Raw genomic sequence first — 12,100 nt, 5'->3', positions numbered from 1 at the left:
TTGTTTTGGAACAAAGGTCTGCTTTTTTTGATTGTTCATCGAAATTTAAAAGATAAAATCAAAATAGATAAAAAAACGTGGAACAAAAGCTTATAATAAATAAAGATAGATAAAAAGGAGTGAGGTAGTATGAAAAAAGAAATTATCGAACGCTTTACAAGATATGTTAAGGTGGATACACAATCTGATGCAGAAAGTCATACTGTACCATCGACGCCTGGCCAAATTGAGTTTGCGAAGCAACTAGTAGAAGAGCTGAAAGCGATTGGATTAGCAGAAGTAACGATGGATGAGAATGGCTACGTGATGGCGACGCTTCCTGCAAATACGGACAAGCATGTTCCTGTAATTGGTTTTTTAGCTCACTTGGATACAGCTACAGATTTTACAGGGAAGAATGTTAAGCCGCAAATCCATGAAAATTTTGATGGGAAGGCAATTACGTTAAATAAGGAGCTAGGTGTTGTATTAACACCAGAATTATTTCCAGAGCTTCCATCTTATCAAGGTCATACATTAATTACAACTGATGGAACAACACTACTTGGTGCAGATGATAAAGCGGGCATTACAGAAATTATGACAGCAATGAATTATTTATTACATAACCCACAAATAAAACATGGGAAAATTAGAGTAGCATTTACACCTGATGAAGAAATTGGCCGCGGTCCATCTCATTTTGATGTAGAAGCTTTTGGAGCTTCATTTGCGTATACAATGGATGGAGGTCCGCTAGGTGGATTAGAATATGAAAGTTTTAACGCTGCTGGTGCCAAGCTCACTTTTAAAGGGAATAGTACTCATCCTGGAACAGCTAAAAATAAAATGGTAAATGCCAGTAAACTCGCAATGGAATTCCATGGACAACTACCAGTAGAAGAAGCACCGGAATATACCGAGGGATACGAAGGATTCTATCACCTTATTTCTATAAATGGTGATGTGGAACGAAGTCAATCTACTTACATTATTCGTGATTTTGACCGCGAACATTTTAATGTTCGAAAAGAGAACATAGCAGCCATTACAAAACAGATGCAAGAGAAGTATGGTACTGAAAATATTATTCTTGAGATGAATGATCAGTATTACAATATGCTTGAAAAAATTGAACCGGTGAAAGAAATTGTTGATATTGCATATGAAGCAATGAAAAATCTTGATATCGAACCGAATATTCAACCAATTCGCGGAGGAACTGACGGTTCGCAGTTATCGTATATGGGTCTACCGACACCTAATATTTTTACGGGCGGAGAAAACTACCACGGTAAATTTGAATATGTATCTGTAGATAATATGGAAAAAGCCGTTCAAGTTATTATTGAAGTTGCACGGTTATTTGAAGAAAAAGCATAAAAGACATGACCCCAAATAGAGATGTCCTATTCGGGGTTTGAATTATATAGAACTATATATAAGTTGAAAAACGATATAAAAACCCCGTTCTTTTTAGGGGAGGACAAGAGCATCTGGCTGTGCATAGAAGCGGTCAGGGCCTTTTCCTGCTACATGCGAGGTTTAAAACAAAGGGAGCAAGCAAGTACGAGTCCACTTCATAAGAAAAAGGAGTCCATCACCTACTATATACAGGTAATGGACTCCTTTTTATTTTTTAAAAGTAAGCACTTTTTCAGTGCCTTTATCAAGTACAGGTCATGTTGTATTTTGCATAGCAGCGATTTATATGTCGAAAAATTAAAACGGATTTATATAGTTTCAATAAAAAATTCTTTTTATAAATTTTTTAGAGTGTAATGAATAAAGAACTCAACATAAAGTGAGACTTCCGTGTTCTCATCTCTCTTTTGTAAGGTTCATTGTTCCCAAACCAGTAGGTGCAAAAGAAAAAATTTTCGATGAAGAGGGCTCTCTACCTATTATTTTCTATTTTTTGTTAAAAGTTTTCAAATTATTATTGAAATAATTTGAATCTAACCATATAATCGATAATGATAATCGTTATCATTTATTGGGAGGCAAAAGATAATATGTTTAATAGAGGAAGTGAAGAATGTGAGTTTCAAGATTGACTAATTGCATTGCAATACATAGATAAAAGTAATATTTCGTTAGGTAGACAGGTGATAAAGTGAAACTTTAATCAGTGGGGGTTTTCTTCATCCCCCACTGATTATTAGCCCTCACCAATCGGGCTTTTACGGGCAGTTTATCTCCCACCTAACTTCTTTGCTTTCGCCGAATTTTGAGGTGGGAGTATTACCGCCCACAAATAGCGGGATAAATTAATATGTTTGAAAGGAGTACTTTTAAAGATGAGTAAAAAATTATTTACACTAGGAATGGTTACAGTATTAAGTTTAGGTCTTGCTGCATGTAATAGTGCAGAAAAAAGCTCAAGTGAGAAGAAAACGGAAAGTGTAGAAACTGCAGCAAAGAAAGATGAAAAACAGAAAATCACATACCTTGGTAAAGAATATACAGTGCCTGCAAAAGTAACAAAAATTACAACAGCTAGTTTAGAATCAATGGAAGATGCAGCCATACTTGGAGTGAAACCAGTAGCTGCAATTACAGTAGGTGGGAAAATACCTGACTATTTAGCTAAAGATTTAAAAGGTGCAGAATCTATTGGTGAAAAAATGCAGCCGAATTTTGAAACACTACTTAAATTAAAGCCAGATGTTATTACATCTAGTTCCAAATTCCCAGCAGAGACAGCGGAAAAATTTACAAAAGTAGCACCAACATTCCCTGTTTCCCATATTTCAACGCATTGGGAAGATAACCTAAAATTAATGGGTGAGCTAACTGGTAAAAAAGATAAAGCAGAAAAAATTATAAAAGACTATAAAGAGGATGCTGAGAAAACGAAAGAAAAAGTAGCAGATAAATTAAAAGATAAAAAAGTTGTTGTAATAAGATTGAGAGAAGGAAGCATTAATCTGTATCCAGAAGATGTTTATTTCAATCCAGTAATTTATAAAGATTTAGGCTTAACGGCTCCTGAAGCGATTAAAGCAGTTAAAAAGCAAGAAAAAATTGCTTTAGAAAAGTTTGCAGAAATGAATCCGGATTATATCTTTGTTCAATTTGAAGGAAGCGAAAATAAAGATAATCCGAAAGCGCTAGAAGATTTACAAAGCAATCCAATTTGGCAAAGTATTAACGCTGTAAAAGATAAAAAAGTATTCGTAAACGCTGTTGATCCGATGGCACAAGGCGGTACAGCTTGGAGTAAAACAGCTTTCTTAAAAGCTGCAGAAAAAAACTTATTTAAATAAATAGTAAGGTGCGTTGAATGATATGCGGAAAATGAATGCAGTACCAATGATGATTTTATGTTTGGCACCTGTGTTAATTTTATTAACGATTATGTTATCCATATTGTATGGAGCAAAAAACATTACTTTTGAAACAGCTTGGAATGCGCTATTCCATTTTGATTCAGGAAATGTAAATCATAATATTATTATTACATCTCGTTTACCGAGAGCAATTGGTGCGTTATTAGTAGGAGCATTTTTGGCCATATCAGGAGCACTTATGCAGGGGATGACAAGAAACTATCTTGCATCCCCTTCTATTATGGGTGTGACAGAGGGGTCAGTTTTTGTTATTACGATTTGCATGGTATTTATTCCAGGGATGTCTTCAGTGAATATGATACTATTTTCTATGCTTGGTTCGGCGTTAGGAGCGGGAATTGTTTTTGGATTTGGTTCATTGCTTCGAAATGGATTATCGCCGGTTCGTTTAGCTATTATAGGAACTGTTATAGGAACATTTTTAAATAGTACGGCAATAGCAATCGCATCTTACTTTCAACTTTCTCAAAATGTTAGTTTTTGGTACAATGCGAAGTTGGACCAAATCAATCCAGAGATATTAAAATTATCTATTCCATTTGGTGTTATTGGTATTGTTTTGGCACTTGTGATTTCAAAATCTATTACAATTCTCTCATTAGGAGAAGAGGTTTCGATTAATTTGGGCCAACGTACAAAAATTGTGAAAGCTGCTGCAATCCTATCTGTTGTGTGTTTAACAGGTACTGCTGTAGCTGTAGTTGGAAAGGTGGGTTTTGTAGGATTAATCATCCCTCATATTACTCGTTTTTTAATTGGAGTAGACTATAGGTGGATTGTACCGTGTGCCGGTATAATAGGCGGAGTCTTTCTCGCTTTATGTGATGTATTGAGTAGATTTATAAATTATCCATTTGAAACACCGATAGGAGTCGTTACTTCATTGATTGGAGTTCCTTTCTTCCTTTATTTAATTCGAACAAGAGGAGGAGAGAAACATGCATAGAGATTCATGGCTATGTTATATGGTCACATTTAGTATAATTCTGTTTTTAGTTATAGTTGCCATTTATATTAGTTTAACGAATGGTACATTTGATATGACAGTTATGGATATAATTCGGACGATATTTCGAATAAATCCCGTGCCTGAACATGATTTAGTAATATTTGATTTTAGGCTCCCAAGAATAGTAATTGCAGCATTAGTAGGGTTTGGTCTTGGCGTTGCGGGAGCTGCTATTCAAGGAGTTACACGAAACGGATTGGCGGATCCAGGTATTTTAGGAATTAATGCAGGTGCAGGGGCGGCTATTGTTGTCTTTATGTTTTTCTTTCAAGGACAAATCAAGAGTACAAACTGGTTTTCTATTATGCTTATGCCATTATTTGGCTTGGCCGGTGGGCTTGGTTCTGCAATCTTAATTTATATGTTTTCTTGGAAAGGCGGAAGATTAGATTCACAGCGCCTAGTATTAACAGGAATAGCAATTGGTTACGGTCTTAGTTCTTTCTCTGTATATTTATCTTTGAAAATGAAAGCTACTGATTTTGAAATGGCAGCAGTTTGGATCTCAGGGAGCATATATAATGCAAATTGGAAATATATTATTGCGATGTTACCATGGTTAATTATTTTAGTGCCTATTATACAAAGGAAAGCATATTTACTTGATATGTTTCAACTAGAAGAGACGAGTATAAAAAGTCTCGGAATTTCAGTTGGAAAAGAGAAATCCATTTTATTATTAAGCGGTATTGGGATAGTGAGTGCTTGCGTTTCTGTTTCTGGAAGTATTGGATTTGTTGGGCTGATGGCACCGCATATTGCAAAACGTCTCGTTGGAATTCATCATAATCAAGTTATTCCGATATGTGGTGTGATTGGTATGTTACTTGTTATTGTTTCTGATTTTATTGCAAAGACTGTTTTCGCACCAATAGAGTTACCGGTTGGAATTGTCATTTCTATCATTGGTGTACCGTATTTTCTATATTTGTTATTTAAAGCGAAAGCGTAAAAGGAGTGAAGATGAGTGAGTGTTTTAAGCACAGAAAATTTAGAAACGAGCTATGAAAAGCTTACGGTATTTCGTGATTTAAATGTAGAAATACAAGAAGGACGTGCAAAAGTTTACGTAACAAATTAAACATGTAAGAGGAGGGCGACAATGCAGCCTGTACCGGAGACACAAAATGTCGTAATTTCTAATGCAGAGCAATGGATGATGTATTCGAAAAGAGAAAATCGTCAGTATCAAATTTATATAGCAAAGCCGAAACAGCCAGAACCACCTTCGGGTTATCCTATTATTTATGTATTAGATGGGAATGCTTTTTTTCAAATGTTTGAAGAAGCTGTGCGCATCCAAGCAGTTAGATCTGAAAAAACAGGAATTGTACCAGCAATTATTGTTGGAATTGGCTATCAAATAAAAGAAAGTTTTTCTTCTACATATCGATTTTATGATTTCACTCCTCCAGCATCATCTCTTATTTTGCCGCCAAAACCAGATGGTAAACCGTGGCCGGTAACAGGGGGAGCGAATCATTTTTTAGAGTTTTTTCAAGAAGAGCTAAAACCTGAGCTTACTAAATATTTTCCGATTGATACAAAGAGACAAACATTATTTGGCCATTCGTTAGGTGGGTTATTTGCTTTACATGTCTTATTTACAAACATACATGCATTTCAAACATACTTTATAAGCAGTCCTTCTATTTGGTGGAATAATCAATCTGTTTTAGAAAAAGAATCTAATTTTATAAATGAATTAAATAAAATGAATTCTGAGATTGGTGTATTTCTTACAGTGGGGTCATTAGAAAAAGATCATATGGTTCAAGATGTAAATGCGTTATCTGATCGATTATACAAGATGCAGCATAGCAGATTACGATTCTCGTTTCATAAAGCTGAGGGAGAAAATCATGGATCTGTAGTACCGACTGTTTTAAGCCGGGCGCTACGTTTTATATTTCATCCATAAATAATAGGGATAAAACTTTTAAAATAAAGGAGCTTGTATATATGAATGGGGAAAAAATAAGTAAAAAATCAGGAAGGCCAAAAAAGAAAAATGCAGATTCTACAAAAGATAATATTTTACAAAGAGTTGTTTGAATTGTTTTGGATGGGGATTGCTTTGAAGGAATAATGATTGCAGGATTTTTCCGGTCGATAGGGACAGAAAAAACTCTGAGTAATGTGCCCTGGACTGAAAATATTCCTATTATAATTTACATAACAATAAGAGGTGCAGGTGAAGGTTGGTTAATCAAAGGTTTCCATTATATGTATTCATGATTGTCACAGTGTATATAAAATATTTTTCTTGACTTTTTATACAGATGTTAGGAAAATAGTAAAAAAGAAAGGAGGGGTAACGTTGGAGGAATATGTGCTAGATATATATAATTTTTTGTATACGACTGATTGGGAAGATATCATGTCAATTGTAAGCATTTTATTATGTATTCAATTCCTATTTGTATATGGGAGAATGAATAGTGCTGATTTTTCTTTAACGTCCCCATCCGACGTGCAAGGAGAAATATCACTAAGACCGACGAATTTGAAGCATGTATATTTCCCTATAATTATTATGTTATTTATTCGGTATATTACTGCTGTTGTAAAGAAAAAAGAAGGAGACGACCACTATCATCCGATTTGTCATCTGAATTTTAAATGAATGATACAAGGGGGAGATTCGTATGTGGATTCGTTTCGTATTAATTGGTTTCTTTTCATTAACAGCAATGTCTCTTATTGGTTTTCAATTAACTGAGATTTTTCAGGCATATAGTGATATGTTTTTTAATAAAAGCTAACGTGAGTGTTATAGTTTGAAATTTTTAGTGTGAAACGATACAATCCTTCTTAAGTGGTAAAAGACTTAAGGAGGATTTTTTATCTTGCTATTTAAGAGTGATCAGAACAACACTGATGAGAGTTTTACTTTATATAATTATTCAAACATTTGTCACATTTACAATATTGATAATATGTTAAAATAATGAAGCTACTGTATATTTTAAGAAAAATGAGGGAGTGAATAATTTGACTGATCGTTCTGTGAAACAGAAGAGCTATGCTCCTGTTGTAATAACGCTTTCTGTGATTGTCAATGCGATTATTTTATTTTTGTTCTTTGGATCGGTTGGATACAAAGGAGAAGTGCATTTTGATGTAACGATTTTGCCACTTGTCAATGCGATTTGTAATAGTTTTACATTCGTGTTTTTACTAGCAGCGTTGTTCTCAATTATTAAAAAGAATGTAAAGCTACATAGAGGATTTATTCTTGCTGCATTTACAACAACATTGATATTTTGTGTTTCGTATTTAACGTACCATTATTTAGCGCCAGCAACGCATTTTGGTGGAGAAGGAATCATTAAATATGTATATTTCTTTATTTTAATTACACATATTTTCCTTGCTGCTATTATTGTGCCGCTTGCATTGTTTTCTTTAGTGTACGGATTTACAAACCAATTGACTCGCCATCGTAAAATTGTACGTTGGACGATGCCAATCTGGTTATATGTAAGTCTTTCTGGAGTTATCGTATACTTAATGATTTCACCTTATTATTAAAAGAGTCTCAGTTTTAGCTGAGATTCTTTTTTTGTATAAGCAGATTTTTTTATAAAAAACAAAATGTGTGATATAAAAAGTATAGTTACTTTTATCTAGAAAGGATGAAGTGTATGCAAAACTTTGTATTTCGTAATCCAACAAAGCTTATTTTTGGAAAAGGACAATTAGAACAATTGAAATTAGAAATACCTCAATACGGGAAAAAAGTGTTACTCGTATATGGTGGTGGAAGTATTAAACAAAATGGAGTTTACGATAACGTAATATCTATGTTAAAAGAAATTGATGCAGAAATTTTTGAGTTAAGTGGAGTGGAACCTAACCCGCGTTTATCGACAGTAAACAAAGGGATTCAAATTTATAAAGAAAATAATATCGAGTTTATTTTAGCTGTGGGCGGTGGAAGTGTAATAGATTGCACAAAAGCGATTGCCGCTGGTAGTAAGTATGAAGGAGATGCGTGGGATCTTGTTACGAAAAAAGCTATCGCAAAAGAAGCGTTACCTTTTGGAACAGTGTTAACTCTGGCTGCAACAGGTTCTGAAATGAATGCAGGTTCAGTTATTACAAATTGGGAAACAAATGAGAAATATGGCTGGGGGAGTCCAGTAACATTTCCGCAATTTTCTATTTTAGATCCGAACCATACAATATCTGTACCACGTAACCAAACAATTTACGGTATGGTTGACATTATGTCGCATGTACTCGAGCAATATTTTCACCAAGATACAAATACAGCATTGCAGGATCGCTACTGTGAATCTATTTTACAAACGGTTATTGAGACAGCTCCGAATTTGCTGCATGATTTAGAAAGTTATGAGCATCGTGAAACGATTTTATATTGCGGTACAATGGCGTTAAATGGTATTTTGGCAATGGGCGTACGCGGAGACTGGGCAACGCATAACATTGAGCATGCTGTTTCGGCAGTGTATGATATTCCGCATGGCGGTGGTTTAGCAATTTTATTCCCAAATTGGATGAAACATGTTTTACATGAAAATGTAGATCGTTTTAAACAATTTGCGATTCGAGTATTTCATGTTCAAACAGAAGAGAAAACTGATGTTGACATAGCATTAGAAGGAATTGAAGCATTGCGTCAATTTTGGACATCTATTGGAGCGCCGGCTCGTTTAGCGGACTACAAAATTGGTGAAGAACAAATTGATGTTATGGCAGAAAAGGCAATGGCATATGGTGAGTTTGGACAGTTTAAAAAATTAAATAAACAAGATGTTGTAGCAATTTACCGAGCATCATTATAACCAAACAAAAACACTTCTTTCATAAAGAGGTGTTTTTTTATTTGTTAATATTCATGCAGAGCTAGACAAAGATGTCGAAAAATGAAAATGGATACATAAATGAAGATAAAGGATTATTTAGAATGGATATATTGTTCGTCCTGTCAAAATGTTATATGCGGTGCAAAACTGAGTTTGGATATATTCGGTATTCATTGTGTCTGTTTCTTCATCTGTAAGTATTCTATGAAATGAGCGGAGTAAAGAATTTAGTGCAAAGTATAACTCTTCCTGGGAGCAATGTTTTTCATTTGTTGCTGTTGCTAAAATTAAATCTTCTATTAATGAGCGGAAATCAATAGTAGCTTGTCCAGCTTTCATAGTATCATCTCCATTTTTGTTTTTACTATGTATATGAAGTGGTTGGACAAAACATGCAAAATAGAGTATGTTTTTTACGAATTTATATATAATTTCAAATACCGTAATAAGATAACTTGCATTTTGACTATTAAAATTGGTAAGATTGGGTATAATAATCAGATGTATAACGTTATATAAAGAGAGTTGAAGTGTATGGGAGCAGAAAAACAGGACAAAGTTGTTGTTATTATTGGACCGACTGCAGTTGGAAAGACGAAGCTTAGCATTGAATTGGCAAAAGCGTTAAATGGGGAAATTATAAGCGGTGATTCAATGCAAATCTATCGTAATATGGATATAGGTACGGCGAAAGTTACGGAAGAAGAGATGGACGGAATTCCGCATTATATGATTGATATAAAAAATCCAGAAGACTCCTTTTCTGTTGCTGAGTTTCAAGAACTTGTACGCAGTCATATAGAAGATATTACAAAGCGTGGTAAACTACCTATAATTGTTGGTGGAACAGGTTTATATGTGCAATCCGTGTTATACGATTACCAGTTTTCTGATGAGCCGGGAGATCATGCGTACCGTAAACAGTTAGAACAATTAGCAGAGGAATATGGTGTAGAGTATATACATGGGAAGCTGGAAGATGTTGATCCAATAAGTGCAAAGCGTATTCATCCAAACAATGTAAGACGTGTCATTCGTGCTTTGGAAATTTTTCATACAACAGGGCAAAAAATGAGTGATCAATTAGAACAACAAGAAAATGAATTGTTATATGACGTTGCTTTAATTGGTCTAACGATGGATCGAGATTTATTATATAGTCGCATTAATTTACGTGTAGACATTATGATGGAGCAAGGTTTATTAGATGAAGTTAAGCGTTTGTATGAAGAAGGAATTCAGGATTGCCAATCTATTCAAGCAATTGGTTATAAAGAACTGTATGAATATTTTGAAGGGGAAACTTCGTTAGAAGAAGCAGTAATCGCTTTAAAAACGAACTCCCGCCGCTACGCAAAACGACAATTAACTTGGTTCCGTAATAAAATGGATGTTGAGTGGTTTGACGTTACAAGTGGTGAAAAATTTCGAGAAATTTTACAGTACACAGAAGGAAAGCTACAACTTAAGGCGAATAATAAGTAGTAGAGAAAAAGAGGAGGATTAGACATGAAGCAATCAATCAATATTCAAGATCAATTTTTAAACCAACTCCGTAAAGAGAATACGTTTGTCACGCTGTACTTATTAAATGGCTTCCAACTTCGTGGTTTAATTAAAGGATTTGATAATTTCACTGTATTGTTGGAAACAGAAGGTAAGCAACAGCTTATTTATAAACATGCGATTTCTACATTTGTTCCACAAAAGAACGTTTCAATCGAATTAGAATAGTAAAGAATTGTACATAGCAAAAAGAGCGAATCATTCGCTCTTTTTTATTTGCGTGCCCAGCTTAGCTGGACACTTCTTATTGGTGAAAGTCCCCTTAAAAATAAAGAAAACGCCTATTACGAGGCGTTTTCTTTTTGTTTTGCATAGTTATAATATCTTTTTAATGAAATTTTTGATTTGAAACCAATACGTTTTAAAATTTCCTGTTCAGGAATGTGGTGTTGAATGAGTCGTAAAATAAACGTATTGCGTAAATGTTGACCAGAGATACCTTTACGCAGCCCTGCGCGTGCTACTTCAAGTCGAATCATTTTTTGTACGGAAATTTCTGTTAATCTTTTTGGAGCGTCATTTTCATATACCCACCGAAATGTATTTCGATTAAAATCAAAGGCTACAAATAATGGATCCGAGCTATGGTATTTTGGGCGTACTGGCTCAGGGATTTTTTTATAGTAATGATATAGATTTTTTTTATCTTCTTCAGTTAATGTAATGACTCGTTCTATTCCAGATACAGCGGGAATGGATAATGTATTATTTTCAAAATGGACATGCTGCATATTCAATGAGACAAGTTCTTGTAATGATAAACCGTAATCGAGCAGAAGCATAATAATGCATACGTTTCGATCCATGAGTAACGGACGTACAGGTCGTTGTTTATCTGAAAGTCCTTCTAATGACGTTAAAATATATTTTAAACGCTGCTCTTCTTGTGGCGAAATGAAATCTTCATCTCGCAATGTACGATCTGGCTGTATAATAAGTTCCATATCTTTTAGTGGGCTCGGCAGGTTTAAAAAATGATACAGTCGATTTAACACAATAAAAACACGGTGCATTGTTTTTTCGGAGTAATGACGTTTTATTTTTAAGTCCGAAAAATAATCTTCATAGTCTTTTGGACAAAGAGTCTCCCATATATTATTAGAAGAAATTTTTTTGTTTTTTTGTAACCAATGAACAAAATCCTCAATGTCGTAGGCGTATCGTTTAATAGTCGAAGGTTTTCGTCCCTTGTTTAATAAATAAGCAGAGAAAGCTTGTACTGTATCATTAAGTTCTTTTGTTGACATAGTCCCACCTCCCTAGTTTTCTTACATTATAACAAAAATTTTCAGAAAATGTTTATTTCTTGGGAAAGCGCAAATGTTGACAATATTCGTCAGTGAAATGATAAAAATGAGGTG

Annotated in this window: 12 protein-coding genes and 1 pseudogene; 11 read left to right on the top strand and 2 right to left on the bottom strand. The window is 34.4% G+C overall.

What is annotated here, in order from left to right; genetic code table 11:
- Nucleotides 1-129 precede the first annotated feature (129 nt).
- From pepT to MR076_RS07585, 9 genes and pseudogenes are all read left to right on the top strand, one after another.
- Nucleotides 130-1,362 carry a peptidase T gene (pepT, locus tag MR076_RS07625; protein ID WP_242219330.1) on the top strand — a complete coding sequence of 411 codons (1,233 nt, stop codon included), beginning with the start codon at nucleotides 130-132 and terminating at the stop codon, nucleotides 1,360-1,362.
- Between the two features lie 917 nt (nucleotides 1,363-2,279).
- The gene (locus MR076_RS07620; RefSeq protein WP_242219328.1) at nucleotides 2,280-3,248 is read left to right on the top strand and encodes an iron-hydroxamate ABC transporter substrate-binding protein; all 969 of its coding nucleotides are present in this window, start codon (nucleotides 2,280-2,282) and stop codon (nucleotides 3,246-3,248) included.
- Nucleotides 3,249-3,270: 22 nt separating this feature from the next.
- Nucleotides 3,271-4,278 (top strand): FecCD family ABC transporter permease, encoded by a 1,008-nt coding sequence (locus MR076_RS07615; protein ID WP_242219326.1) that lies wholly within the window; start codon nucleotides 3,271-3,273, stop codon nucleotides 4,276-4,278.
- Nucleotides 4,279-4,297: 19 nt separating this feature from the next.
- The gene (locus MR076_RS07610) at nucleotides 4,298-5,293 is read left to right on the top strand and encodes a FecCD family ABC transporter permease (RefSeq protein WP_396021680.1); all 996 of its coding nucleotides are present in this window, start codon (nucleotides 4,298-4,300) and stop codon (nucleotides 5,291-5,293) included.
- A gap of 15 nt (nucleotides 5,294-5,308) precedes the next feature.
- A pseudogene (locus MR076_RS07605) lies at nucleotides 5,309-5,413 on the top strand (ABC transporter ATP-binding protein); the annotation flags it as partial.
- 30 nt (nucleotides 5,414-5,443) lie between these two features.
- Complete coding sequence (locus MR076_RS07600; RefSeq protein ID WP_242219322.1) at nucleotides 5,444-6,262, top strand: alpha/beta hydrolase; 819 nt, start codon at nucleotides 5,444-5,446, stop codon at nucleotides 6,260-6,262.
- Between the two features lie 399 nt (nucleotides 6,263-6,661).
- Nucleotides 6,662-6,967 carry a hypothetical protein gene (locus MR076_RS07595; RefSeq protein WP_242219320.1) on the top strand — a complete coding sequence of 102 codons (306 nt, stop codon included), beginning with the start codon at nucleotides 6,662-6,664 and terminating at the stop codon, nucleotides 6,965-6,967.
- Between the two features lie 368 nt (nucleotides 6,968-7,335).
- Nucleotides 7,336-7,875, top strand: coding sequence for a DUF420 domain-containing protein (locus MR076_RS07590; protein ID WP_242219319.1), 540 nt, complete (start codon nucleotides 7,336-7,338; stop codon nucleotides 7,873-7,875).
- Between the two features lie 113 nt (nucleotides 7,876-7,988).
- Complete coding sequence (locus MR076_RS07585) at nucleotides 7,989-9,152, top strand: iron-containing alcohol dehydrogenase (protein ID WP_242219317.1); 1,164 nt, start codon at nucleotides 7,989-7,991, stop codon at nucleotides 9,150-9,152.
- Between the two features lie 117 nt (nucleotides 9,153-9,269).
- Here MR076_RS07585 and MR076_RS07580 read toward each other — a convergent pair whose 3' ends face one another.
- Complete coding sequence (locus MR076_RS07580) at nucleotides 9,270-9,512, bottom strand: hypothetical protein (protein WP_242219315.1); 243 nt, start codon at nucleotides 9,510-9,512, stop codon at nucleotides 9,270-9,272.
- Between the two features lie 195 nt (nucleotides 9,513-9,707).
- Here MR076_RS07580 and miaA point away from each other — a divergent pair, with 195 nt between their 5' ends.
- Nucleotides 9,708-10,658: a tRNA (adenosine(37)-N6)-dimethylallyltransferase MiaA gene (gene miaA / locus MR076_RS07575; RefSeq protein ID WP_242219313.1), complete on the top strand. Its 951-nt coding sequence runs from the start codon at nucleotides 9,708-9,710 to the stop codon at nucleotides 10,656-10,658.
- A 24-nt stretch (nucleotides 10,659-10,682) separates the two neighbouring features.
- Nucleotides 10,683-10,907: an RNA chaperone Hfq gene (gene hfq, locus MR076_RS07570; RefSeq protein ID WP_000813896.1), complete on the top strand. Its 225-nt coding sequence runs from the start codon at nucleotides 10,683-10,685 to the stop codon at nucleotides 10,905-10,907.
- Nucleotides 10,908-11,023: 116 nt separating this feature from the next.
- Here hfq and MR076_RS07565 read toward each other — a convergent pair whose 3' ends face one another.
- A complete protein-coding gene (locus MR076_RS07565) occupies nucleotides 11,024-11,986 on the bottom strand; it encodes a tyrosine-type recombinase/integrase (RefSeq protein ID WP_242219311.1) in 963 nt (320 codons plus the stop codon).
- Between the last annotated feature and the right edge of the window lie 114 nt (nucleotides 11,987-12,100).

It is taken from the genome of Bacillus cereus group sp. BfR-BA-01380 (assembly GCF_022663535.1).
Classification (GTDB): Bacteria; Bacillota; Bacilli; order Bacillales; family Bacillaceae_G; genus Bacillus_A; species Bacillus_A cereus_BB.
The sequence above is the reverse complement of the archived record's forward strand: the minus strand, read 5'-3'. Positions and strand labels throughout refer to the sequence as shown.